23 protein-coding genes are annotated in these 26,605 nt (G+C 38.8%); 16 read left to right on the forward strand and 7 right to left on the reverse strand.

Translation table 11 applies throughout. From position 1 onward, the window contains the following. Positions 1 to 89 precede the first annotated feature (89 nt). From ACUNWD_RS09435 to katG, 3 genes are all read left to right on the forward strand, one after another. Positions 90 to 305 (forward strand): conotoxin, encoded by a 216-nt coding sequence (locus ACUNWD_RS09435; RefSeq protein WP_445587549.1) that lies wholly within the window; start codon positions 90 to 92, stop codon positions 303 to 305. Positions 306 to 651: 346 nt separating this feature from the next. Next, a complete protein-coding gene (gene hydF / locus ACUNWD_RS09440; protein WP_445587550.1) occupies positions 652 to 1,893 on the forward strand; it encodes a [FeFe] hydrogenase H-cluster maturation GTPase HydF in 1,242 nt (413 codons plus the stop codon). A 372-nt stretch (positions 1,894 to 2,265) separates the two neighbouring features. Continuing rightward, positions 2,266 to 4,500 carry a catalase/peroxidase HPI gene (gene katG, locus ACUNWD_RS09445; protein ID WP_445587551.1) on the forward strand — a complete coding sequence of 745 codons (2,235 nt, stop codon included), beginning with the start codon at positions 2,266 to 2,268 and terminating at the stop codon, positions 4,498 to 4,500. A gap of 82 nt (positions 4,501 to 4,582) precedes the next feature. On the opposite strand, the gene ACUNWD_RS09450 is transcribed toward katG, so the two are convergent. Beyond that, a complete protein-coding gene (locus ACUNWD_RS09450) occupies positions 4,583 to 7,009 on the reverse strand; it encodes a DUF4982 domain-containing protein (RefSeq protein ID WP_445587552.1) in 2,427 nt (808 codons plus the stop codon). A 293-nt stretch (positions 7,010 to 7,302) separates the two neighbouring features. On the opposite strand from ACUNWD_RS09450, the gene ACUNWD_RS09455 reads away from it, so the two are divergent. The 10 genes from ACUNWD_RS09455 to ACUNWD_RS09500 all read left to right on the forward strand — a co-directional run bounded on the left by ACUNWD_RS09455 (position 7,303) and on the right by ACUNWD_RS09500 (position 19,602). Next, positions 7,303 to 7,872, forward strand: a complete 570-nt coding sequence (locus ACUNWD_RS09455; protein WP_445587553.1) for a DUF502 domain-containing protein — start codon at positions 7,303 to 7,305, stop codon at positions 7,870 to 7,872. Between the two features lie 585 nt (positions 7,873 to 8,457). Continuing rightward, the gene (gene ilvD / locus ACUNWD_RS09460) at positions 8,458 to 10,287 is read left to right on the forward strand and encodes a dihydroxy-acid dehydratase (RefSeq protein ID WP_445587554.1); all 1,830 of its coding nucleotides are present in this window, start codon (positions 8,458 to 8,460) and stop codon (positions 10,285 to 10,287) included. 25 nt (positions 10,288 to 10,312) lie between these two features. Beyond that, entirely contained in the window at positions 10,313 to 12,010 is a 1,698-nt protein-coding gene (gene ilvB, locus ACUNWD_RS09465; protein WP_445587555.1) for a biosynthetic-type acetolactate synthase large subunit, read from the forward strand. Between the two features lie 17 nt (positions 12,011 to 12,027). Next, positions 12,028 to 12,570 (forward strand): acetolactate synthase small subunit, encoded by a 543-nt coding sequence (gene ilvN, locus ACUNWD_RS09470; protein ID WP_445587556.1) that lies wholly within the window; start codon positions 12,028 to 12,030, stop codon positions 12,568 to 12,570. Between the two features lie 137 nt (positions 12,571 to 12,707). Further along, a complete protein-coding gene (locus ACUNWD_RS09475; protein ID WP_445587557.1) occupies positions 12,708 to 13,595 on the forward strand; it encodes a helix-turn-helix domain-containing protein in 888 nt (295 codons plus the stop codon). A 199-nt stretch (positions 13,596 to 13,794) separates the two neighbouring features. After that, on the forward strand, positions 13,795 to 15,270 hold the full coding sequence (gene ilvC / locus ACUNWD_RS09480; RefSeq protein WP_445587558.1) for a ketol-acid reductoisomerase: 1,476 nt from the start codon (positions 13,795 to 13,797) through the stop codon (positions 15,268 to 15,270). A 165-nt stretch (positions 15,271 to 15,435) separates the two neighbouring features. Next, positions 15,436 to 16,536: an acyltransferase family protein gene (locus ACUNWD_RS09485; RefSeq protein WP_445587559.1), complete on the forward strand. Its 1,101-nt coding sequence runs from the start codon at positions 15,436 to 15,438 to the stop codon at positions 16,534 to 16,536. A 36-nt stretch (positions 16,537 to 16,572) separates the two neighbouring features. After that, a complete protein-coding gene (locus ACUNWD_RS09490) occupies positions 16,573 to 17,943 on the forward strand; it encodes a Gfo/Idh/MocA family protein (protein WP_445587560.1) in 1,371 nt (456 codons plus the stop codon). A gap of 112 nt (positions 17,944 to 18,055) precedes the next feature. Continuing rightward, the gene (locus ACUNWD_RS09495; RefSeq protein WP_445587561.1) at positions 18,056 to 18,868 is read left to right on the forward strand and encodes a ZIP family metal transporter; all 813 of its coding nucleotides are present in this window, start codon (positions 18,056 to 18,058) and stop codon (positions 18,866 to 18,868) included. A gap of 302 nt (positions 18,869 to 19,170) precedes the next feature. After that, positions 19,171 to 19,602 (forward strand): lipocalin-like domain-containing protein, encoded by a 432-nt coding sequence (locus ACUNWD_RS09500; protein WP_445587562.1) that lies wholly within the window; start codon positions 19,171 to 19,173, stop codon positions 19,600 to 19,602. Here the strand turns inward: ACUNWD_RS09500 and ACUNWD_RS09505 are convergent. The 3 genes from ACUNWD_RS09505 to ACUNWD_RS09515 are packed head-to-tail and all read right to left on the reverse strand — an operon-like array spanning position 19,599 to position 20,869. Continuing rightward, positions 19,599 to 19,943, reverse strand: a complete 345-nt coding sequence (locus ACUNWD_RS09505; protein ID WP_445587563.1) for a hypothetical protein — start codon at positions 19,941 to 19,943, stop codon at positions 19,599 to 19,601. The two genes, ACUNWD_RS09500 and ACUNWD_RS09505, sit on opposite strands and share 4 nt — an antisense overlap. Then, positions 19,927 to 20,499: an RNA polymerase sigma factor gene (locus tag ACUNWD_RS09510; protein ID WP_445587564.1), complete on the reverse strand. Its 573-nt coding sequence runs from the start codon at positions 20,497 to 20,499 to the stop codon at positions 19,927 to 19,929. Before ACUNWD_RS09510 ends, ACUNWD_RS09505 begins: the two co-directional genes overlap by 17 nt. A gap of 4 nt (positions 20,500 to 20,503) precedes the next feature. Continuing rightward, positions 20,504 to 20,869, reverse strand: coding sequence for a DUF6249 domain-containing protein (locus ACUNWD_RS09515; RefSeq protein ID WP_445587565.1), 366 nt, complete (start codon positions 20,867 to 20,869; stop codon positions 20,504 to 20,506). Positions 20,870 to 21,082: 213 nt separating this feature from the next. Between ACUNWD_RS09515 and ACUNWD_RS09520 the strand changes: the two genes are divergently transcribed. Continuing rightward, complete coding sequence (locus ACUNWD_RS09520; RefSeq protein WP_445587566.1) at positions 21,083 to 21,457, forward strand: BlaI/MecI/CopY family transcriptional regulator; 375 nt, start codon at positions 21,083 to 21,085, stop codon at positions 21,455 to 21,457. Continuing rightward, entirely contained in the window at positions 21,450 to 22,985 is a 1,536-nt protein-coding gene (locus ACUNWD_RS09525; protein WP_445587567.1) for a M56 family metallopeptidase, read from the forward strand. Before ACUNWD_RS09520 ends, ACUNWD_RS09525 begins: the two co-directional genes overlap by 8 nt. Positions 22,986 to 23,178: 193 nt before the next feature. Here ACUNWD_RS09525 and ACUNWD_RS09530 read toward each other — a convergent pair whose 3' ends face one another. The 3 genes from ACUNWD_RS09530 to ACUNWD_RS09540 are packed head-to-tail and all read right to left on the reverse strand — an operon-like array spanning position 23,179 to position 24,651. Further along, entirely contained in the window at positions 23,179 to 23,676 is a 498-nt protein-coding gene (locus ACUNWD_RS09530; RefSeq protein WP_445587568.1) for a DUF4252 domain-containing protein, read from the reverse strand. A gap of 41 nt (positions 23,677 to 23,717) precedes the next feature. Next, the gene (locus ACUNWD_RS09535; protein ID WP_445587569.1) at positions 23,718 to 24,164 is read right to left on the reverse strand and encodes a hypothetical protein; all 447 of its coding nucleotides are present in this window, start codon (positions 24,162 to 24,164) and stop codon (positions 23,718 to 23,720) included. Next, entirely contained in the window at positions 24,157 to 24,651 is a 495-nt protein-coding gene (locus ACUNWD_RS09540) for an RNA polymerase sigma factor (RefSeq protein ID WP_445587570.1), read from the reverse strand. The genes ACUNWD_RS09535 and ACUNWD_RS09540 overlap by 8 nt, the downstream gene beginning before the upstream one ends. A 402-nt stretch (positions 24,652 to 25,053) precedes the next feature. Here ACUNWD_RS09540 and ACUNWD_RS09545 point away from each other — a divergent pair, with 402 nt between their 5' ends. Next, a complete protein-coding gene (locus ACUNWD_RS09545; RefSeq protein WP_445587571.1) occupies positions 25,054 to 26,556 on the forward strand; it encodes a 2-isopropylmalate synthase in 1,503 nt (500 codons plus the stop codon). The last annotated feature ends 49 nt before the right edge of the window (positions 26,557 to 26,605 follow it).

Here is a 26,605-nt window from a genome sequence, read left to right on the forward strand (position 1 = left end):
AAAAAATTCTAAACAATTGTTAATGCTATTTTTATTTAGACTCATTCTTCATAGATTGCGTTCGTAATATTAACTAAAAATTAGAGAAGATGAAAAAATTGGTATTGATGCTAGCTATTGTTTTTGCTTTTGGAGTTACATTCGCTGTTAACATGCCTGTTCAGGAACAAAAAGCTAAAACAGAACAAGTAGCTGACGAAAAAGATAAGAAAGAAGCTAAAACTGAGAAAAAAGAAGGTTGCAGCGATGCTAAAACTGAAAAGAAATGCTGCGGTGAGAAAAAAGCTTGCGGCGACAAAAAGTAGCATTTGATGATTTAATAATTTACAGAGGGCTGTCTGCAAGGGCAGCCTTTCTTTTTTCTATATGATTATAATTTAACGCCAAATTCTGGAGTGCATGAAATAATTCCAAAACTACTATGCGTTCAATAGATGCACCTGAATATACAAGTGCTCCTTGCCCCAGGATTCCGTTACCCTCCACCCTGGGTTAGTATAATAACCCTCTACCAGAGTGTCTACTGATATATGTAATCGTTCTGAGTTTCCTACCTCTAATTATAAAATGAAAAGAATTGAAAAACTAAACTTTCAAAAATAGTTGAATATCGATCTTCGTATTTGTAAATTTCGGGCTGAAAAATAAAACATGAGAACGCCAAAATCTTTTCGTTTGCATATTGGACTTTTCGGTAGAAGGAATGTTGGAAAATCTTCCATTTTAAATGCGCTGACCAGTCAGGAAGTTTCCATTGTTTCAGATGTTGCCGGAACAACCACCGACCCGGTTGAAAAACCGATGGAATTGTTGCCTCTTGGCCCGGTTCTATTTATTGATACTGCCGGTATTGATGATGTGGGTGCCTTGGGTGAAAAACGAATTGAGAAAACCATGGCGGTGATTGACCGGACTGATTTGGGAATCATTATTTCGAACAGCAAGGATTGGGGTGATTTTGAAGAACAATTACTGCAGGAATTTAAGGCTCGCCAGATTCCGGCTGTCATTGTTTTTAATAAGGTGGACTTGTACCAAGCCAGATCCTGCATGGTTAATAGCTTTGCCGGGGACAAGCTCCCATTTATTGAAACGTCAGCAACAACTGGCTTTGGGATTCCTGAATTACGACAGTTAATTCTTAAAAATGCTCCCGATGATTTTATTAATCGCCCAAGTATTGTTTCCGATTTAGTAGGACCTGGTGAAGCTGCCATTTTGGTAGTTCCAATTGACAAGGAAGCCCCTAAAGGTCGGTTGATTTTACCTCAGGTTCAAAGCATTCGGGATTTGCTGGACGGAGATTCATTCTGCATGGTAGTTAAGGAACGTGAACTTCGGGAAGCACTTTCACGATTAAACAAACCACCAAAATTAGTGGTAACTGATAGTCAAGCCTTTTTGAAAGTTGCAGCTGATACTCCTCCCGAAATTCCATTAACCAGCTTCTCGATCTTATTTGCCCGACACCAGGGAGATCTGGCAGAGATGGTTCGTGGAGCAATGGCAATCGACCAGTTAAAATCCGGCGACAAAGTATTAATTGCAGAGGCTTGTTCCCACCACCCGATTGGTGAAGACATTGGCACCGTAAAAATCCCTCGCTGGTTGACACAATATGTCGGTGGGAAACTGCAAATTGATCATGCACGAGGTCATGATTTTCCTAAAAATGTAGAAGAATACAAAATCATCATCCATTGCGGAGCCTGCATGTGGAACCGTCGTGAAATGCTTTCCAGGTTAATGAAAGCGCGTCAAGCTAATGTACCGCTTACCAATTATGGATTAACCATCGCATATTCGTTGGGAATTTTTGAACGAGCATTGCAACCTTTTCCTGCTGCCTTGGAAATGTTTAAGTCCCTTCAAAAAAGCACTACATTGAAATAATTATTAGCTCCTATATTTCAACATTTCAGTCTTATCCATTATAGCAAAATGGCCATATTTCAAGTCAACTTTAAATTTCATTTCCAAAGGAAAATGTGATTTATTTTAATGCTTTCTCCACTCTTTTTCTTTCTCGAGGTGATGAATATTATGATTCCCTGAACTGTTTATCCAATGAAATGTTATTCATTACAAAGGCCTTACACTGTCTTACTTTAATTTATATTCTACATTTAATATCAACAACGTTTGATCTTTCGGTTTGACAGGATATCAAAGCCATGCACTCACTATAAGCATATATAATAAACCTATAAGTTCAATAAATACTGATTATTCTAAATTTAATGAAACATTCAAAATCTACTTAAAATGGGAAATAACTCAGATTCGGGCAAATCAGCCTACAATACAAACGACGAAAGTAAATGTCCTTTTAATGGTCATTCGGCGCAGCATAGTGCAGGCGGCGGCACATCAAATAAAGACTGGTGGCCAAATCAATTAAATTTAAACATTCTTCGACAACATTCTTCCCTATCTGATCCAATGGGTGAAGCATTCAATTATGCCGAGGAATTCAAAAAGCTTGATTTGGATGCCATCAAAAAAGACCTCTTCGATTTAATGACCGACTCACAAGAGTGGTGGCCAGCCGACTTCGGACATTATGGACCGTTATTTATTCGAATGGCCTGGCACAGTGCAGGTACCTATCGACTATCAGATGGCCGTGGTGGCGGTGGATCAGGTTCTCAGCGATTTGCACCGCTAAATAGTTGGCCAGACAATGTCAACCTTGACAAAGCACGTTTGCTCTTGTGGCCAATCAAACAAAAATATGGCAAAAAAATTTCATGGGCTGATCTGATGATCCTCACCGGAAACTGCGCGCTTGAGTCGATGGGACTCAAAACGTTTGGTTTTGGTGGTGGACGTGAAGATATTTGGGAACCCGAGCAAGATATATACTGGGGATCGGAAGGTAAATGGTTAGCCGACAAACGGTATAGAGATGACCGTGATTTGGAAAATCCTTTGGCAGCAGTTCAGATGGGATTGATCTATGTAAATCCGGAAGGTCCGGATGGAAATCCAGATCCGTTATTAGCGGCCAAAGACATTCGTGAAACCTTTGGTCGGATGGCGATGAATGACTACGAAACGGTAGCATTAATTGCTGGTGGACACACCTTTGGAAAAACCCATGGTGCCGCCAATCCTGATGAATATGTAGGACCAGAACCAGCTGCTGCAAGTATTGAAGAGCAAGGCCTTGGATGGAAAAATACCTTTGGCACCGGAAAGGGAGGAGACACGATTGGTAGCGGTCTGGAAGTAATCTGGACAAAAACACCAACAAAATGGAGCAACAACTTTTTTGAAAACTTATTTGATTATGAATGGGAACTGACCAAGAGTCCAGCAGGAGCATATCAATGGAAACCCAAAGGACAAGCTGGTTCCGGAAGTGTCCCTGATGCTCACGATCCTTCAAAAAGACATGCCCCTTCTATGCTAACGACAGATCTTTCCTTGCGATTTGATCCGGCATATGAAAAAATTTCCAGACACTTCTATGAAAATCCAGACGAGTTTGCCGAAGCTTTTTCAAGGGCATGGTTTAAATTAACCCATCGTGATATGGGCCCAATTAGCCGCTATTTGGGACCGGAAGTTCCAACTGAAGAATTGATCTGGCAAGATCCAGTCCCTGCAGTAACGCATGAATTAATAGACGAGAAGGACATTGCAGAACTTAAAACCAAAATTTTAGAAACAGATTTGTCGGTGTCTCAATTGGTATCTACGGCATGGGCATCGGCTTCAACCTTCCGTGGCTCTGATAAGCGAGGTGGTGCCAATGGCGCACGCATTCGCCTGGCTCCACAGAAAGACTGGGAAGTAAATAATCCGGCACAACTGGCAAAAGTTTTGAAAACCCTCGAAAGCATACAAACAGCCTTTAACAGTGCACAGTCTGGTAAGCAAGTTTCATTGGCCGACCTGATTGTACTCGGCGGATGTGCAGCTATTGAGAAAGCAGCGAAAAATGCTGGTCATGGTGTTACAGTTCCGTTCACTCCGGGACGAACTGATGCTTCGCAAGAGCAAACAGATGTGGAATCCTTTATGTATTTGGAGCCTGAAGCAGACGGTTTCCGTAACTATATGAAGAAAAAATACACGGTGTCGGCTGAGGAAATGCTTGTTGATCGTTCACAACTGTTGACACTAACAGCACCTGAAATGACCGTTCTCATTGGTGGAATGCGTGTGCTAGACACAAACTTCGATCATTCAAAGAATGGAGTATTCACCAATCGGCCGGAATCACTCACCAACGATTATTTCACCAATTTGCTTGACTTAGGTACGAAATGGAAAGCCACATCAAAAGACGAAGATTTATTTGAAGGCCATGATCGTAAAACCGGAAAACTCAAATGGACCGGAACCCGTGTCGATTTAATCTTTGGATCAAACTCCGAGCTTCGGGCATTGGCTGAAGTGTATGGTAGTTACGATTCTCAGGAAAAGTTTGTTCAAGACTTTATCTCAGCCTGGAACAAAGTAATGAACCTTGATCGTTTTGATCTGGATTAATACGAACGAAATTGAGACAAAAGGTGGTTCAGAAATGAATCACCTTTTTGTTTTTTCCTGAACGAAACCGATCCATGCTTCTCTAAAGTTCGTTTGCTAACAATCGTATTTTCCCCTTCTTGAGACCATCTCCGGAAACTGTTAGTTCAATATCTCCTGCCTGGGTAGACGACTGAACCAAAATAACCAATTTACCGTTAAACACGTTCATTGTAGGTTTATGAAATACTTCCAATGAAGTTGCATCGCCATTACAAACTGCACGGAACTTACCATTTCCCTTTACTTTAAAATTCAACCGATTTGAAGCGTTTGGGCAAGTATTTCCGTTTTCATCAACAATGGTTGCTGTCACATAACTTAAGTCTTCGCCATTTGCCTCAATGGTTTGCCGATCTGCTTCAAGTTTAATATGATGTGGTTTCCCCGATGTAACAACTGTCTTTTCAGCAACTGCCGTCGCTTGATCATCGTAGGCAATCACTTTCAATGTTCCCGGTTCATATTTAACATCCATCCACATCAACCGATATCGCTTTAACTTAGACTCATTGCTCTTTTTTTGGATCCCTTGGCTTTTGCCATTGATGAATAATTCGGCACAGTTATAATTTGTATACACAAAAACGGGAGTGGTTTCGCCCTCGCGTCCTTCCCAGTTCCAATGAGGAAGAATGTGCAAGGTTTCATCTTTTGTATTCCAACGACTGCGGTACAAATAATATCGGTCTTTGGGCAGACCGGCAAGATCGCAAATGCCGAAATACGAACTTCGGGAAGGCCAATAATCATCGTAAGGCGTAGGTTCCCCCAAATAATCAAAACCAGTCCATACGAATTCACCAATCACCCATGGTTTATCATCTTGTAAAATAAAATCATCCTCCGGAATGTTAGACCAGTTACAATATTCTAAATCATAAGAAGAACATTGTAAATCAGGGTAGGTTTTCCCCGGCTCATTTACAACAGGAAATTTATACACCCCTCTAGAACTTACGGTTGAAGCTGTTTCCGAACCTAAAACAAAGCCTTGAGGAAATCTTTCATAAGCTTCTTCATACAAATGGTCACGATAGTTCAATCCCGGAATATCTAAAATTGCTCCAAAACCGCTTTCCATCACTGCCTTTACCTGATCCATTCCTACAGTAACCGGCCTTGTCGGATCTTCACGATGAAAAATATCCTGAAGCCATTTCAACCTTTTCACGCCATCGCTCACCCATTGGTCGGGAACTTCGTTACCAGCACTCCACATTACAATACAGGGATGATTGCGGGTAGCACGCACCAAATTCTCCACATCACTTTCTGCCCATTCATCGAAATAATGGTTATAACCATTTTCAACTTTAGGCCTTTTCCATTCGTCAAAACTTTCGGCCAGAAACAGAAATCCCATTTCGTCACATAACTCCAATTGTTCAATGGACGGCATATTATGAGAAGAACGAATGGCGTTACACCCCAAATCCTTTAAAACGGTTAGTTGCCGCTTGAGTGCCGTTTTATTAACTGCTGTACCGATGGGACCCAAATCATGATGCAAACATACTCCCTTGAATTTTGTCACTGTTCCGTTAAGTTCGAACCCCTTGTTTGCAGTGTATTTTATTTCGCGAATTCCGAAGCGCACAAACTCCGTATCTTTTAAAACATCTCCCTGATATAGTTTCAATTCTGCAGTATATAAATAAGGGTGGTCAGGACTCCATAAATTTGGATTCTTAACTGCAATGTTTTGCTCTATTTCATCAGCAAATCGCTCTGAAGTTGTTTTTTCAGCCACAACTTTCCCATCCGCATCTTTAATGCAGGTAGTAATACAAACAATTTCTCCCTGCACCTGCGAACGAATATTAACTTTGGCTTGATTTTCAGTAATAATTGGAGTGGTGATAAAATGCCCCCAATGTTTAAAACTCACCTGGTCCTTTACAATAATTTGAACCTTACGGTACAAGCCAGCACCAGGATACCAGCGCGAAGAAAATGGAAAGTTTTCCAGGCGAACTGCAATAACATTCTCTTTTCCTTTTTGAAGATATTTAGAAATATCAAAATAAAAATAGCTATATCCATAGGGCCGTTCACCTACCTTTTCACCATTTACAAATACTTCGGCATTGCTCATGGCTCCATCAAAAGCAAGTAGTGCTTGTTTGCTATCAGAAAACTCAGGAAGATTTATCGTGGTTCGATACCAACCAACTCCAATAAAAGGCAAAGCACCGGTTCTACCGGTTTTTTCCGTTGCTTCTTGTTCATTATTTTGTTCAATTTTAACAACTTGTTTGTCGACTTCCTTGTCAAAAGGACCGTAAATAGCCCAATCATGAGGTACGGCTACTGATTGCCAATCTGAATCATCAAAGTCTATCTGCGAGGCAGCAGTATTCTCCCCTTTCGAGAATTTCCATGTATCAAGTTTTTTTACTACTGTTTGCGCAAAGGAAGTTGAAGTACACATAAAAAACAGCAGAAAAAAATATTTACTCAATCTCATATTCAATCTATTTTTAATTTCAAAGAATGCGATGGACTATTTAAAATTCCACAGCACAAAATTATTATGTTGCCCTTGTTTTTGGGATGCCCAATTTACTAAATTGATTAGAAATTATATTTCGGTATAACTAATTTGGATTAATTATAAGTGACAGGGAAATCCGCTAAGCCGATAAACGGCTTAGCGGTTAAGCGGCTAACGGCAACAGAATTGTAAAAACAAACGATTCGATTCATGGCATAACCCGATATTTTGTAACTTCCCAGCAGAAAAATAAACTCCAAAGCATCATGAAAAAATTATTCACATATTTTATGCAAGGGCTGGTTTTAGTAGCGCCTTTGGCCATTACGGCATACATCATCTACCTTATTTTTGATTTTCTGGACGGACTTTTACGCGATCAACTTGAGCATTGGTTTGGCATTGCTATACCCGGATTGGGCCTTGTCCTGATTTTTATATTGGTTACCCTTTTAGGTTTAGTTGGGCAAAGCATTGTTGCCAGTCCCTTTAAGTTTCTATTTGAACGATTGCTGGAACGGGCGCCTTTGCTCAAAGTAATTTACAGCTCGCTAGCAGACTTGTTTTCCGCTTTTGTTGGTAAAGAAAAGAAATTCAACCAACCAGTTACTGTTCAAATTAATAAGGAAAACAACCTGTGGAAAATCGGTTTTATCACCCAAAAAAGTTTGGAAGAAATTGGGATGAAAGGTCTCGTAGCTGTTTACTTTCCGCACTCCTACAATTTCTCTGGAGAACTGTATATGATTGAATCAACGGCTGTAAATCCATTGGACATGCCTCCTGCCGAAGCGATGAAATTTGTGGTTTCCGGTGGAGTAACACGGGTGAACTAATCCCATGTATGTCTTCTCCTGAACGGGAAAGTATATTTGAAAAAGGATGTCATCTTCAAAAAAAAGATCTCATCCTTTTTTGCTACAACGCAAGGATAATTGACGCCTCTTGATCATTTTTTCATTCAATAAAAACTGCAAATCAAAACTATTGCTTCATGTTTTGATTTATCATTGAACACCACTAGTTATCTGCCAATTTTTATCTTAAATGGGAGATTTGCTTTCAAATTAATTTTGGTTTTTCAAATTAATTCCTACATTTGCTTCCTAGAAGAACACAAAATGAAAAATTGGGCTATCATACTTAACGTCATCATTCTAGTCGTAGTTGTCATTTCACAAGCGAAGTGAGGATGTTGCACGTGTGTATAACTGATAGCCATTCTCACAAACAGGGAATGGCTTTTTTCATTTTAGAACTTTTTTTATGAAACATTTTACTTCAACATATCATTTGCTAGTCATTGTGGTCGTCATTCTTGGATTTCACTAAGAAAGGCTCATGATTGTTGAACAAATAATATTCAAAAGCCTTTCTCTACGAGAAGGGCTTTTTTTAAGAACAAGCAAAAGACGTTTGATATGCAAAACAAATTACGATCAGCTACAACAACCGAAGGCCGCAGAATGGCTGGAGCAAGGAGCTTATGGCGTGCCAACGGAATGAAAGAAGAACAATTTGGCAAACCAATGATTGCAGTGGTTAACTCATTTACCCAGTTTGTCCCTGGACATGTCCACCTTCACGATATTGGTCAGTTTATTAAAGCAGAAATTGAAAAACAAGGTTGTTTCGCAGCCGAGTTCAACACAATTGCTGTTGATGATGGTATTGCAATGGGGCATGACGGAATGTTGTATTCACTTCCTTCGCGCGATGTAATTGCAGACAGTGTGGAGTATATGTGTAACGCACACAAGGTAGATGCGATGGTTTGCATTTCGAACTGCGATAAAATTACTCCTGGAATGATGATGGCTGCAATGCGCCTGAATATTCCTGCCATTTTTGTATCGGGTGGCCCAATGGAGGCTGGCGAAGTTGATGGCAAAATGCTTGACTTGGTTGATGCCATGGTTATGGGAGCCGACCAATCAGTGGACGATGACACACTCCTAAGAGTTGAAAGAGATGCTTGTCCAACTTGTGGAAGTTGCTCAGGTATGTTTACAGCAAACTCAATGAACTGTTTGGCAGAAGCTTTGGGAGTTGCACTTCCAGGAAACGGTACCATTTTGGCGACACATGCCAACCGCAAAAAACTGTTTGAAGATGCAGCCAAACAAATTGTAAAAAACACTTACGCATATTACAGGGATGGTAATGAGGATGTACTTCCACGAAGCATTGCGACCCGCGATGTATTTGATAATTCCATGAAGCTGGATATTGCCATGGGAGGTTCGACAAATACTGTATTGCATATTTTAGCAATTGCCCATGAGGCTGGTGTTGATTTCACCATGAAAGATATCAATGAATTGTCCAGAGTAACACCAAACCTTTGTAAAGTTGCTCCCAGTAGTAGCTACCATATTCAGGATGTGAACCGTGCAGGTGGAATTCTAGGAATTTTAGGAGAGCTTGTTAACGGAGGGCTGTTGGAGGCCTCAGCCAAACGTGTTGATGGACTAACACTTGCAGAAGCAGTAAAAAAATATAGCGTAACTACAGAAACAATAGCGGATAATGCGCTTCGCATATACAAATCAGCACCAGGTGGTGTTCGCAACCTTGTTTTAGGCTCACAGGAAAACTATTATAAAGAATTAGATGTTGATCGCACTGCAGGATGCATTCGCGATATTGAGCACGCTTACAGTAAAGATGGCGGACTGGCTGCACTATACGGGAATATTGCTGAAGATGGCTGTATTGTGAAAACTGCCGGTGTTGATCCATCTGTATATCAATTTAAAGGTACAGCCCGTGTCTTCCATTCACAGGATGATGCCTGCAATGGTATTTTAGGCGATACAGTTCAGGCAGGTGACGTAATTATTATTCGTTATGAAGGACCAAAAGGTGGACCGGGAATGCAGGAGATGCTCTACCCTACTTCTTACCTGAAGTCAATGAAACTGGATAAAGTTTGTGCGTTGATCACAGACGGACGTTTCTCTGGTGGTACATCAGGCTTATCCATTGGACACGTTTCTCCTGAGGCAGCTGCCGGTGGAGCTATTGGTTTAATAAAAGATGGTGATCCTATTGAGATTGATATCCCTGCTCGTAAAATAAATGTATTAATTGATGATGCAGAACTGGCACAACGAAGGGCTGAGGAAGAAGCAAAAGGGAAAGATGCTTTCCAGCCAGGGCCACGTCCTCGGCAGGTAAGTAAGGCACTAAAAGCATACGCAAGTATGGTTTCGTCAGCAGACAAAGGCGCAATCCGATTAATCGATTAGAAGAAATTATAAACTCAATTATATTATGGCTACAAAAAGAATTACCGGTTCAGAAGCTGTTATCCTCTCTTTGTTAGAGGAAGGCGTTGATACCATTTTTGGGTATCCTGGTGGGGCAATTATGCCCATTTATGATGCACTTTATGATTTTGACAAACAAGTAACTCATATTTTAACCCGTCACGAGCAAGGAGCTATCCATGCTGCTGAGGGTTACGCTAAAGTCACCGGCAAGGCAGGGGTCTGCTTTGCGACATCCGGTCCTGGGGCAACAAACCTCATTACTGGTATCGCAGATGCTATGATTGATTCAATTCCGCTAGTGTGTATCACTGGGCAAGTAGCTTCCCCACTTTTGGGAACCGACGCGTTTCAGGAATCAGATGTAGTAGGTATTTCAATGCCTGTTACCAAGTGGAATTACCAAGTTACTTCAGCGGACGAAATTCCAGCTGCAATGGCTAAGGCATTTTATATTGCCCAGTCAGGCAGACCGGGCCCTGTATTGTTAGATATTGCCAAAGATGCACAATTCCAGGAATTGGACTTCGAATATAAAAAATGTACCAAAGTTCGCTCGTACATTCCGGAACATCCTGTAGATCCTTTTAAGGTAAAAGCAGCTGCAGAACTAATTGACCGTGCCAAAAAGCCATTGTTGTTATTTGGGCAAGGTGTTATTATTGCAAATGCTGAAGCCGAATTAAAAGAATTTGTTGAGAAAACGGGAATCCCTGCTGCGTGGACTTTATTGGGACTTTCAGCTCTTCCGACAGAACATCCACTAAATGTTGGAATGTTGGGAATGCATGGAAACTATGGTCCAAATATTAAAACAAACGAAGCAGACTTGATAATTGCTGTTGGTATGCGTTTCGACGACCGTGTTACTGGGAAAGTAAGCGCCTATGCAACCAATGCAAAAATCGTTCATTTGGAAGTTGATCCTGCTGAAATCGACAAAATTATCAAAACAGATGTTGCAGTTTTAGGAAATGCAAAGAAGTCATTGAAGATGCTTACTGACAATGTTAGCGCAAATAATCATGATAGCTGGTTGAAAGAATTCCGTGATTGTGATGCTATCGAAAATGAAAAAGTTTTCAGCAAAGATTTAACTCCTACCAAAGATGGGTTGACCATGGGCGAAGTAGTTCGCATGGCTTCTGAGAAAACAAATAATGATGCTATTTTGGTTACTGACGTAGGTCAGCAACAAATGGTAGCTGCTCGTTACTTCAAATTTAAGCACTCGAAAAGTGTGGTTACATCAGGTGGACTGGGAACCATGGGATATGGAATTCCTGCTGCGATGGGTGCACAGCTTGGAGCAAAAGACCGTAAAGTTGTCGCCTTTGTTGGTGATGGTGGTTTCCAAATGACCCTTCAGGAATTAGGTACGATTGTACAAAACAAACTTCCTGTAAAAATCGTGTTGTTGAATAACAATTTCCTTGGAATGGTTCGCCAGTGGCAACAATTGTTCTTTGATAGAAGATATTCGTTTACGGAACTTGACAACCCTGACTTCATCACAATTGCCAAGGGATTTGGAATGGCCGGACACAAAGTAACGTCACGTGAAGAACTAGACAAAGGGGTTCAACAAATGATTGATCATGATGGACCTTATTTACTTGAGGTTGTTGTTGAAAAAGAAGACAACGTATTCCCAATGGTTCCTTCGGGAGCATCTGTTTCAGATATTATATTGGAAGCATAACCTAAAAATCAATTCAAATGAAACAAGAATTTAACATCACCATATATTCTGAGAACCATATCGGGTTATTGAATCGAATTACGATTAATTTTACTCGCAGGAAAATGAATATCGAAAGTTTAACGGTTTCTGAATCTGCAATTAAAGGTATTTCAAAATTCACTATTGTTGTGAATGAAACTGAAGATCGTGTAAAAAAAGTAGTTGGCCAATTGGAAAAAGTGGTTGAAGTGCTTAAAGCATTCTACCATACCAACGACGAAATGGTATATCAGGAGTTAGCTCTGTATAAAGTACCAACTGATGAACTTTATGATAGTGACCAAATTGAAAAGTTAGTGCGCAAGTCCGGAGCCCGCATATTAGAGATTACCAAAGAATTTACGGTAATCGAAAAAACAGGACACAAGGAGGAAACTCAAGAACTTTTTGAATCGCTCAACCAATTTGGAGTACTTCAGTTTATTCGTTCAGGAAGAATTGCAATCACACGAGATCCTATCGAACGCCTTTCGGAATTCCTGAAAGAACGGGATGCGCTATTAGAAGCAATGGATTAAAAACCAGATACAAGCCCTGAAGAAATTTCTTCAGGGCTTTCTTTTGTATTAGCTTATTGCCACGAGCAACTTTATGTGAGAAGACATCTTTAAATATTAATTTTATTCTTCTTATTTTCGTAAGAAATCGGATGTCAATGAAAGAGAAAGCGGAACAATTACCGGTATACAGCCTTCATAATTTCAGCTCACCTGAACGAAAAAGCCAGCAATTCCAGGTGGAGGTATTTGATGCGAAACGCCACTTCAGCGTGAAATATCCACATAGACATGATTTTTTTGAAGTTCTTTACCTAATGAAAGGTTCCGGTTTTCATGTAATAGATAGTAATAAATACGAAATAAAACCTCCCTGCGTATTTTTCATGTCACCCGGTCAAGCCCACAAGCTTGAATTTTCGCATGACATTGAAGGTTATATTTTTATTTTCACTGCTGATTTTTACCTTGCTAATAGAAGCAATCAAAACAGCTTGATCGAATTTCCCTTTTTCTATAATTTAAGCCAGGATAATCCACCTCTGCAACTGGAAAAACAAGCTGACATTCACTTTTTAGAAGAACTATTTTTAAGAAGTATCTCAGAGCTGAAAGACAATCAAAAGAATCCGCTCGACACCTTGCGATCTTTATTGGATTTAATCCTTACAACCTGTACATCAAGCTACCACAGCGAAGAAAATTTAAAATCGAAAGGGAAAGGTTATTTGCTGGTCAAACGATTTTACCACCTAATTGAAGAAAATAACCACAAAAATTTATCACTAAAGGAATATGCCAATTTGTTGGCGATCACACCCAACCATCTAACTCAAATTGTCAAACAATTTACGGGGCAAACTTCAAGTCAGATTGTAAAAGCGAAACAAGTATTGGAGATCAAACGTTTACTAGTACACACGAACATGAGCGTTTCTGATATTGCAACTCAACTGAATTTTGAAGACCAGTCGTATTTTACGAAATTTTTCAAAAGGGAAGCGGGCTATTCACCGCTTCAATACCGAACTGAGATGGTCAAATAGTAAAAATATTACCATCCATATTTTATTCATAAATAATTGAATTATAATCGAAAAAATGATTCCTCTTTCTCTTCGTTTTTTAAAATCCATGAATATTACCAAAAATTCATGCTTTTTTACTCTACATTCTAATCAATATTTTCTTGCTTTGTATTAATAAAATCGAAACAGACTTATTTTACATTTAAAATTTATAAAAATGGCTAATTATTTTAACTCAATTCCTTTACGCATCCAGTTGGAGCAATTAGGAAAATGCGATTTCATGGATGAATCAGAATTCGCAAATGGTGTTGACTATCTAAAAGGCAAAAAGATTGTTGTTTTAGGTTGTGGCGCTCAAGGTTTGGCTCAAGGTTTAAATATGCGCGACAGCGGTTTAGATATTTCATATGCATTGCGTGCAGTTGAAATTGAAGAAAAACAAGTTTCATGGCAAAACGCTACTGATAATAAATTTGCTGTAGGTACATTCGAAGAAATGATTCCTCAAGCTGATTTAGTTTTAAACTTAACTCCAGACAAATACCACACTCCAGTAGTTAATGCTGCTATGCCATTAATGAAAGAAGGAGCATGTTTGTCTTATTCACACGGATTCAATATTGTTGAAGAAGGAATGGAAATTCGCCCTGACTTAACAGTTATTATGGTTGCTCCAAAATCTCCTGCTTCAGAGGTTCGTGCTGAGTTCTTAAGAGGATTTGGTGTTCCTACCTTGATTGCTGTTCACCGCGAAAACGATCCTAACGGAGACGGTTTAGAAATTGCAAAAGCATACTGTGCCGGAACTGGTGGTCACAAAGCAGGTGTACTTCATTCTTCATTTGTTGCTGAAGTAAAATCAGACTTGATGGGTGAGCAAACAATTCTTTGTGGTGTTCTACAAACTGCATCAATTCTAATGTTCAACAAAATGGTTGAAAAAGGAATTGAAAAAGGTTACGCTTCTAAATTCATCCAGTACGGATGGGAAGTTACAACTGAAGCTTTAAAATTAGGTGGTATCACTCATATGATGGATCGTTTGAGCAACCCAGCTAAAATCGAAGCATATAAAATTGCCGATACTTTAAAATCTATTATGCGCCCATTGTTCGAAAAACACATGGACGATATTATGGACGGAACCTTCTCTTCTACCATGATGGAAGACTGGGCGAACGGCGATAAAAACCTGTTAACCTGGCGTGCTGCAACTGGCGAAACTGATTTCGAGAAAACTCCAGCCGGAGATGTTGAAATCAGCGAACAAGAGTACTTCGACAACGGTACGTTAATGGTTGCATTTGTAAAAGCTGGTGTTGAGTTGGCGTTTGAAGTAATGACTGAGGCTGGTATTAAAGCTGAAAGTGCATACTACGAATCGTTGCACGAAACTCCACTTATTGCAAACACCATCGCTCGTAAAAAATTGTTCGAGATGAACCGTGTAATTTCAGATACTGCAGAGTACGGATGTTACTTATTTGATCATGCCGCACGTCCATTATTGGCAGACTTCATGAAAACTGTTGAGACTGACATTATTGGAACTAACTTCAATGCAGGCAAAGACGGACACGTTGACAACAAAGAATTGATCGACATTAACGATGATATTCGTTACCACGATGTAGAAATTATTGGTGCTGAATTGCGTGAAGCAATGGAAGCAATGGAAGCTATTATATAATTAATTTCCACATAACTCTGAAAGGGCTCTGTCGTTTGACAGAGCCTTTTTTATGGAAAAAATTTTAAAACACACTCGAAGATGTGTGCACGTACACGCATTTTTATATATTTGAATTTTCAAATTCAATTTGAAGCTAAATTTTTGACAAACTCTGGCTGGAAAATGGAAAAAAACGAATTCACCCAATCACGATTACTCTCACTTGATTTCTTTCGGGGAATTACAATGCTTCTATTGATTGCTGAATTTACCCACCTATTTGATTGCCTGGTTGCTCCAGAATTAAAGACCACAATTATTTATTCTATTGGAATGCAATTTCATCATCATCCATGGAATGGACTACGTTTTTGGGATTTAATACAACCCTTTTTCATGTTTATAGTCGGTGTGGCAATGCCTCTTTCCTATGCAAAACGAATAAAAAAAGGAGAAACACACCAACATATATTTAGGCATATTCTCAAACGTTCTCTATTATTGCTTATCCTCGGATGGGCACTTTACTGCATACCCGAAGGACGGATTACCTTTTTCTTTCAAAATGTGCTCGCTCAATTATCTGTCACTATTCTGATTGCTTTTTTGATCATGCGAAAATCAATCACAACGCAAATTATCACATCAATTGCACTAATTGCCCTTTCTGAGCTGGTGTATCGAACATTTTGGATTGAAGGTTTTACTCAACCTTTTACACCTGATCATAATTTCGGTGCATGGTTTGATCTCTTAATTTCCGGAGAGTTATCCGGAGGGCATTGGGTGTCAATTAACGCCATACCAACTACTGCGCATACAATTTGGGGAGTGCTGGCTGGCAAGCTTTTGATGAGTAATAAAACAAACCAACAAAAACTATATATATTGATTATTGCCGGATTAACAACTCTTATTATTGGATATGGACTGAATCCGGTTATCCCAATTATCAAAAGAATAGCAACCAGTTCTTTTGTATTTGCCAGTGGTGGCTGGACACTATTAGCCTTGACTCTCTCTTATTGGTTAATTGATATGCTCAACTTGAAAAAAGGAGTCCTATTTTTTGCAGTGGTTGGAATGAATCCGCTATTTATTTACCTGTTTGCGCATGTTGGAGGAGCTCAATTAATTAACGAAATTGTTACTCCATTTACCTTTTCTGCATTTAATTGGGCTGGAGAATTATGGGTTCATTTTCTTACTACCCTAGCAAGTACATTCTCATTGTGGTACATTTGTTATCGGATGTATAAACAGAAAATTTATATAAAAATATAGTAATCAGAGTTCGGAATACCTCAAACCAACAAAACTATGAAATCTTCAAGAAGAAAATTTGTAAAGCTAACTGCCGCTACAGGATTAGGAATAGCAGTTTCTCCCGGTTTTACTTTTGCAAAATCAATGTCGAATGAAAAAATAAGAATCGCCTTTATTGGTGTTGGATTAAGGGGACGAAATCATCTGCGCAATATTCTTATGCGTGATGACGTAATTGTGCCAGCCATCTGCGATATTAATCAGGTTGCTCTGGATGCCTCCAAAAAGCTATTTACAGAATATAACCATCCTCTGCCCAAAATATATACTGGTAATGAATACTCCTACCTGGATCTACTTGAACAAAAAGATATTGATGGAGTGATCATCGCGACACCATGGTTGTGGCATACCCGCATGGCAGTAGCGACTATGAAAGCTGGAAAACATGCAGGAGTTGAAGTGTCCGCTGCAAATACGCTTGAGGAATGTTGGGACTTGGTAAATACCCACGAACAAACTGGCAAGCACTGCATGATTCTGGAAAACGTGTGTTACCGACGCGACGTAATGGCAGTTTTGCAAATGGTTCGGGAAGGATTATTTGGAGAATTGGTTCATGCTCGTTGTGGATATCAACATGACTTGCGTGAAGTAAAATTCAACAATGGCAAACAAGCTCATGGTGGAGGGGTTGAATTTGGAGAAAAAGCAATCAACGAAGCAAGCTGGCGAACCATGCATTCCCTAAAACGAAATGGAGATTTATACCCAACACATGGAGCCGGACCTATTGCAACCATGCTTGATATCAACCGTGGTAATCGTTTTACCTCACTTACTTCTACTGCAACAAAGGCTCGTGGACTTCATGAATACATTGTCAATCATCCGGCAGGAGGAGAAGATCATCCAAATGCAAAATTAAATTGGAAGCTCGGCGATGTGGTGACAACAACCATTGAAACAGCCAAAGGAGAATCAATCATCGTCACCCACGACTGCAACCTTCCTCGCCCCTACTCGCTTGGATTCAGAGTTCAAGGTGTAAAAGGCCTTACTGAATTCGATTATCACACGAACCGAATTTACGTTGAAGGAAAATCAGCACCACACCAGTGGGAAAAAATGGACAGCTACCTTCAACAGTATGATCATCCACTATGGAAACGGTGGGGAGAATATGCATCAGGTGCTGGTCATGGAGGAATGGATTTCTTTGTGGATAATGCGTTCGTCGAATTCATAAAAAGGGATGAACATCCTCCCATGGATGCATATGATGCAGCAGCATGGAGCGCAATTTCACCTCTTTCAGAAAGTTCAATTGAAAATAATGGTGCACCACAAGAATTTCCAGATTTTACCAGGGGACGATGGATGACCAACAAACGCATTTTTGCGATCAGAGGTGATGAATTCTAAAAGAATACTTTGTTAATAATTTTAAGCTTTTAGCAGAACAAGTATGTAAATATTGGGTTATTTTGTGACTTCAACTTTATCTCTAAAATCAAGTTCAAAAAAACTCACAGATATGTATAATTGGTTCGTTCAATTAAGTCCGATAATGCAAGCCTTGATGGCTACACTTTTCACCTGGTTTGTTACAGCAGTTGGTGCTGCAATGGTTTTCTTTTTCAAAAAAATCAATCGAAAAGTATTAGATGGTATGTTGGGTTTTGCTGCAGGAGTAATGATTGCCGCAAGTTTTTGGTCGTTGCTCAGCCCCGCCATTGAATTAGCGGAAGAAACGACTGACAATCCATGGATTCCGGCAGTAATTGGATTTTTAACTGGCGGTGCTTTTTTATGGTTGGCTGACCAACTCATCCCCCACCTTCACTTGGGTTTTCCAAAAGAAGAAGCAGAAGGTATCTCCACATCATGGCGTCGAAGCGTGCTACTTGTGTTAGCGATCACCTTGCATAATATCCCGGAGGGGCTTGCTGTTGGCGTAGCGTTTGGCGCAGTAGCAGCCGGCATTCCAGCAGCATCATTGGCAGGAGCAATCGCATTGGCAATTGGTATTGGGATTCAAAATTTCCCGGAAGGAGCTGCGGTTTCAGTTCCGTTAAGACGCGAAGGATTCTCACGAACAAAAAGTTTCATGTATGGCCAGGCATCTGGAATTGTAGAACCGATTGCCGGTGTTATTGGTGCAGCCGCTGTTTTGATGATGAGACCGATTCTACCCTATGCACTTTCGTTTGCTGCTGGTGCAATGATTTATGTAGTTGTTGAAGAATTAATTCCTGAATCGCAATTGGAAAAGAACACAGATATTGCCACTATTGGTGCCATGCTTGGTTTTGCGGTCATGATGGCTTTGGACGTTGCTTTGGGGTGATTCGAGTTTCGAGTTGCCGGTTACAGTAACGAGTATTCAGTGATCAGTCACAGTCAGCAATATCCATATGCCAATTACTGATTTTACTAATGACAGCAAATGAATCTCGCTTCAATCTGAGAGTTTTCTCAATGCTAATTGCACCGTGTTTATTTTCTACAAATGACTTAACGACAACGACTAACAACAAATGGCCAGTGGATGAAATCCCACATCCAAAAATATTAGTTTCTTAAACATATTTGCTTAGTGAACTTTTTAAACTTTTCGCTGTAAATTAATGTCAATAAAATTTGATCATTATGCATACAATAATTGAAGGAACGTACAAATTAACTTCATTTCAGATTGAAAGTCCCAACGGGGAAACAGAGTATCCATTCGGAGAAGACGCAATTGGTTATGTACATTATACACCGACTGGACATTTTTCGGTTCAGTACATGCCAAAGTCATTGAATGACGAACCATGTGATCAATCTAAAGTGGCATTTATGCCTGTTTCTTATTTTGGCACCTATGAATACAATCGTGAAAAAGATTATGTGGTACATCATGTAGAAGGATCGTTTTTCCCGAATAGTGAAGGGTTAGATAAAATTCGTCGTGCAGAAATTCGAGGCAAAAAACTGACTTTAGTAAGTCCGTCAATGAATTGGAGAAGTAAATCGGGAATTGTTGCGAATATTAAATTTGAAAAACAAGAGGAGATACCGGAAGTTACCAAGTTCTAATCTTCCTTTCTCTTAATGGTAAAGTCGAGCAACTTATCGAACTGCAGTAAGAGAATAACAGCAATTCCTATTTGTAAGCCAAATGCAAGTTTTTTTGCAGGGATTCCAATTATTAATTGTTCCAGGTTAGCTACAAGGCTGGTAATTAGCAGTCCAAAAAATAAACCCAGGCAGAAGAAGATCCATGCAATTCGAATCGTATTGGAAACTGACTTCTGCCTTTGTTTTTCGTCAACAATTTTAGCCATCAATCTATCTTCAAAATCACGAAATGGCATTTCAACCAACGACTTTTGCATCAGTTTACCAACAACCTTTTCTTCCTTATTTTGCTTGTCCATAGCTTTCAACCTTAATGTTTTTATTAATCATTTCCTGAATGACTGCCAACAAACTTTTTCTCGCCCTGTACAAAATTACCCTAACATTTGCTTCAGACCAACCAGTTTCATCTGAAATCGTTTTATTATCATGACCGTCAAAATAAAACAACCTCAACACCAAACTTTCTTTTGCTGAAATTAACTTCAGCGCCTTCTGAACAACGACCTCCTGCTCTTCCAGATTCAATCCTTTAAATCCATCATCCACATCATCTAGATCATACTCCCGGATTTTATCAGAATACACATGCTCTTTTTTCTCATCTCTCAATCGCTGAAATGCTTCATTAATAACAATCCGGTACAACCAGGTTTTAAAAGAAGATTTCCCCTTGAATGATTTTAAACTATTGAATACCTTAATAAATGATTCCTGAACAACCTCCTCTGCCCAAAATTCGTCTTTCACCACAGAAAGGGCCACTGAAAATGCCAGGTCTTTATAATTCATTATAAAATACCTGAAACTTTCGGTGTCCCCGCTGAGTACTTTCTGAATATGGAGGTTATCCATTCTTTTAGCTGTTCTTTGGCTTATCAATGTAGTGAGAGATGATCATTGCAATGCCACCAAAAAGCAAAATTAGTGCAAAGATAGCAGCTCCATCTGTTCTTTTAATAAGCTCAGCCCCTTCATCTGACAACGTCAAGAAAACGGCTATACTAAGTCCTAGACCTCCTCCGGTAATCAGCATCCCCAATTTTAACCATGGAAAACGAAACCGGAATTCCCGTTCCCTTTTTGCATAAATTTCAGAGACATCCTTGTCCCTTTCAATCAAGGCCATCCGTTCTTTATTACGCGCTTTTAAATAAAAATACCATCCTAAAAAAATGGCTGCAAAAAAACCAAGCCAAACTAGCGTCAACATTAAATCTTCCATTATATTTCTTTTAAAGTTTGCTCCTTTGATGCAAAGTACTTCAAAATGTTACAAAAACAAGATGATTTATTCTGTAATCAATAATTTGAATCCAGATTAAGACTGTTCAAACTTCCAGATTAAACCAACCAAACTACAACAAATAGTTATTAAACTAAATTAGTAGTTGTAAAACTAATTTTTATAGTTATATTTGATGAAAATATTTTTACCATGAAACATTTAACAAATCGAGAAGAGGAAATAATGGAACATTTTTGGCACAAAGGACCACTATTTGTTAAAGAAGTTGTAGACCTTCTTGCCTCCCCAAAACCGCACTACAATACCATTTCCACCATAGTCAGAGGACTTGAAGAGAAAGGGTTTTTAGCACATGAGCAATTTGGAAATACCCATCGGTACTATGCAAAAATTTCGCTGGAAGAATTCAGCAAGACTTCGATTAATAAAATTGTAAAAAAGTATTTTGATAAGTCTTATGCATCAGTCGTTTCGATGTTTGTTGAAGAGCAAGAAATAACAACCGAAGAAATAAAAGAATTAATCCGCCAGGTTGAAGAACAAAAAAACAAAAAAAATGAATAACCTATTTATACTACTAATCAAATCAACTGCCAGTTTAAGCATTCTATACGTGGCATTCCGGGTATTGATGCGAAATGAGACCTATTTCAAACTCAGTCGATACCTTTTAATTCTTTTCGTATTGATTTCTGTAATTATTCCATTTTTACAATCGCCAATACTTACTTCATCGATAACAAAATCAGAATTGAATATTGCGAATCAGGATATTACTTCGATCAATGAACCACTGCAGCTATTCCGCTCAACAGACATAACCCAATCATCAGCTGCACCACCTGAAACGATTCAAGCAAAACACATTTCCACTACAAGCATTTTGAAAAACCTATACCTATTCGGTGTGTTGGTAATGCTTGGAATTTTGGCACACAGCATAATTTCAGTTTTACTACTTTTTAGAAAAGCCACAAGAACGACAGTTGATGGAATTCATTTGATGATTATCTGTGATGACATTCCGGCATTCTCATTTGGTCATTATATTCTGATATCTCAACATGATTTTGAAACCAATTCTGAAGCAATCATTACTCATGAACTATCGCATATTCGGATGAGGCACTTTATCGACCTCATCATCATGGAAATTGTAAAAATTGTTTTCTGGTTTAATCCTTTGGTATACCGGATGGCACGTGATCTAAAAGAAATTCATGAATTTCAGGCAGATCAGCACACTCTTCAGTTAGGAATTGATGCAACTCAATATCAATTATTAATTATTAGAAAAAGTGTCGGACATCAGAAGTTCGCACTTGCAAACAGTTTTAATCATTGTCAAATTAAAAAACGTATTACTATGATCAACAAGCAAAAAATCAGTACCGCATGGCGATGGAAGGTGGCGATCTTCCTTCCCGTGCTTGGACTAGTATTTATGGCCTTCGGCAAAAAGGCAGATGAAGCACCGGTCCAGCATAATACCGCCGAGAACACAATCTATCCGGTATATGAAATTCAAGCTCAAACCGGTCAATATGATCAGTTTAAAAGAACAATTGAAATTAAAAAGGACGGTAATTATATTGATGCCAAGCTGTGCTCATTGCAGGAAATAGCTAAAAAGGGGAAGGAATGGTATAATTCAGGCAATAATGATTGGATTTTCCTTTCAGTTGATGAATCGATTCCACTAAGCCGTATCGATGAGGTCCGTGAAGCGCTTGATCACAGTTACTGGATTGTCCAGTCAACACCAAATTCCGATGATCTCATATATTTTGCTGGAGACGTCAATGAAACAGCAAAATTCACACAAGGAGGCCTCAGCATATGGATGAAAAATCAATATAAAAAGTATCCTGACATCGATTTCGAAAAAAGTGAATATGAAATACTTCTCAGTTTTATTGTTGGTAAAAATGGTAAAGTCAGAGATGCACATATTGCCAAAAGTTCTGCTTCAAATGAAATAAATACTGCATATGAAAAAATCCTGGCTCAAATTCCTGATTGGGAACCGGCGAAAAGAGGCGGTTTAAATGTCAGCGTTTATAACAAGATTATACTTACTCAACATCAATAACTGAAGAAAATCGCCCTTACGTCTGCAAGAAAAAGATCTATTCAACGAATGTGCTAAAAAAAAGCTGCCGGTTTTGGTGCGTCTCCATTACCGGCAGCTTTAATCATTGTCAAATGTTGTACTTCTACAACACTCCAAAATTAATAAATTATTGAGCTTTCAATCCAACTAAGTAAAATAATCGCTAAGGCTTTTAATGTCCAAAAGCGCTGCCCGCAACTTGCATGATCATCTGAAATTCGTGTATCGATTTTAAATCGATGCTTCCACAGACATAAATAATAGATTTGTTAGTGAGCAACAGAAACTGGTTTTCATCATTTGATCCTTCACGTTTAAAGAACGAAATTTTTTCTCTTCTTTCCTCTGAAACCATTAATAGCGTGTAATTTTTCAGGTTAGTTTGTTCTAAAAATGAATTATAAAACTCATCCGTATTACCTTCTTCATAATTACGGTTATTATCCTCAATCATTCTAATTTTTGTGAGCTGACTATAATACGTCTTTAGTTCTGGAGAAATATTTTTTGCTTCTGAGAGCATTTGAAACATCTCTTTTGAAACTTCAAAAAAAGTTACATCCTTTTGTTTTCTGATCAAATCAATCGATTCATCAATCGATATTGAACCATTCTGAGCAAACGCGGCAACACTAGCCAGTAGCAAAATAAGAACTAATTTAATTTTCATTTTCATCGTTTTTTATTGTTATCTGTATTATTGATTCCTGGTTATTGCAAACTTTTGAATGGCTTTTCCAAATCTTGCATTTGGTCGAGATGCTGAAGGGAAGAATTTAATTGTTGAGACATCGTACCTAATGCATATACTGTATTTTCATTTAGTTCCACCAATTGTGCTTCGGTGAGAGCAGCCATCTCTGAATTTCTGTTTTGCTTTTCAATAAATAAAAATCCGATCAACAAAGCCAATAATATACTCGCAGCCGAACTATAAAAAATTCGCTTCATTTTCAATTTGCGCGTTGCCTTGCGCTGCGATATTTTCCTGAAAGGATCAAATTCAGGAATGCCCTGATCTTTGGAAGAATCGATCAACTTTTTATAAGATATTAGAAACTCAGAATCAGCCAACTCTTGACTGTCATCGTGAATCGTATCATCCAATGATTTTAAACCATTGAGAAAATCATCCATATTATCTTTCTGACTATTCATATGCTAATTCCTCCTTAAAAATTTCAAATAATCGTTTACGCCCTCTGGAAACACTCACCCTTATTGCATTTACTGGCAAATTCAACATCTCACTAATCTCTTGATATTCGTACCCCTGAAAATCTTTCAGTTCCACCGCGATCCTCTGTTGTAGAGGTAATCCGTTCAATTCGTGCCTAATTTTATGTACAAGATCTTTTGTATCATGCACTGGAAGTTCCGAATCATTGTGATTGTTATTTCCAATATATTGTTCTTGTTGTTTCCTCTTTCTCAGAGTATCTATGCAATAATTCCGAATTGCACTCATACAAAAACTTTCAATATTTTTTGTTTTATCTAATTGTTTTCGTTGGTTCCACAACCGAAGAACAACCTCTTGAACAGCATCTTGCGCATCATCTGAACAACCAAGGATACTTAATGCAAATCGATACAAATTTTCCTTCATCCCTAAAATTATGTTTTCAAAATCCGCCTGTGTCATGGGTGCTTAGCAATTGTTGTTTGTTTCAAGTATTACGGTTGAGTGCTATTTTCATTACAATAATGCTAAACTATTTTCATCTTAGCGTGTTTTAAATTTGAAATTATTTAGCACTGACTATATTAAGACAATTGTATCTTTTTATTAAAGATTGTAAAAAAAGTGGCTACTTAATTTTCATTTTAAAATTAAATTGTCATATTTGCAGGAAATCATTGAAGACATGATCAAAATTAGCTCTATTTCTATTCTCGGTATTCTACTCGGTATTCTACTTTGGATGCGGTAATGAGAATGGTATGGAGTAAATAAGTATAAAAATAGACATAAAGCCATTCTCAAATGAGAATGGCTTTTTTGATGCGAAAAATTTTAAATAAAAATAAATCAAATCATTGCGTTATGAGCGACAGATTGTACATTTTTGACACCACATTAAGGGACGGAGAACAAGTTCCTGGTTGTCAATTAAACACCGTTGAAAAAATTGAGGTGGCAAAAGCATTGGAGGAATTAGGCGTCGATGTGATCGAAGCCGGCTTCCCTATTTCAAGCCCTGGTGATTTTGAATCGGTTGTGGAAATTTCAAAGGCTGTAACATGGCCAACCATTTGCGGGTTAACCCGTGCAGTAAAGAAAGATATTGAAGTTGCTGCTGATGCCCTAAAATTCGCGAAAAAACCGCGTATTCACACAGGTATTGGTACTTCATATTACCACATTCACCACAAACTCAACTCGAACCCTGATGAGATTTTAGAACGTGCTGTTGAAGCGGTTAAATATGCGAAGAAGTACGTTGAAGACGTTGAATTCTACGCTGAAGATGCGGGACGCTCCGAGAATGAATACTTGGCGCGTGTGGTTGAAGCAGTAATTAAAGCTGGTGCAACAGTCGTAAACATTCCTGATACAACAGGATATTGTTTGCCTCACGAATTCGGAGAAAAAATTAAGTACTTGGTTGACAATGTTAAAAACATTGACAAAGCAATCATTGCCACACACTGTCACAACGACCTTGGAATGGCTACTGCCAATACAATTGCCGGTATTATGAATGGTGCCCGCCAAGCTGAAGTGACCATCAATGGTATTGGAGAACGTGCCGGTAACACATCTTTGGAAGAAGTTGTAATGACTCTGAAAAGTCGTTACCAGGTATTGAACATTGACACCAACATCAATACAACAAATATTTATCGTACCAGCCGTATGGTTTCGAATCTGATGAACATGCCGGTACAACCAAACAAGGCTGTTGTTGGACGAAATGCATTTGCTCACTCATCAGGTATTCATCAGGATGGTGTGTTAAAAAATCGTGAGAATTACGAAATCATGGATCCAAAAGATGTGGGTATCAATGAATCTTCAATCTTATTGACAGCTCGCAGTGGACGTGCTGCATTGAAACACCGCCTGGAGTTATTGGGCTTCGAATTGGACAAATCTAAATTGGATGAAGTTTATGAAGAGTTCTTGAAATTAGCTGATAAAAAGAAAGAGATACGTGACGACGATGTTGCTTTATTAGTTGGTGATGCAACCCGAACAGAAAGACGTATTAAACTGGAACACTTGCAGGTAGTCTCTGGCAAAACATTGAAACCAATGGCTAATGTGACTTTAGATATCTCTGGTGAAAAGTTTGATGCTTCGGCTTCAGGAAACGGACCAGTTGATGCAGCGATTAATGCAGTTAAACAAATTATCCACAGACAGGTTACTATAGATGAATTTTTAGTGCAAGCGATCAATCATGGCAGCGACGATGTTGGTAAAGTTCATATGCAAATTGATTTTAACGGCACGATGTTCCATGGATTTGGAGCAAACACTGATATCATCACTGCATCAGTAGAAGCATTTCTGGACGGAATCAATAAAATTCCGGTACAGTAAATAAAATAAATACCATAGAATACAGGACCAGCAAACACTGGTCGACAAG

This window comes from Sunxiuqinia sp. A32 (assembly GCF_052690465.1).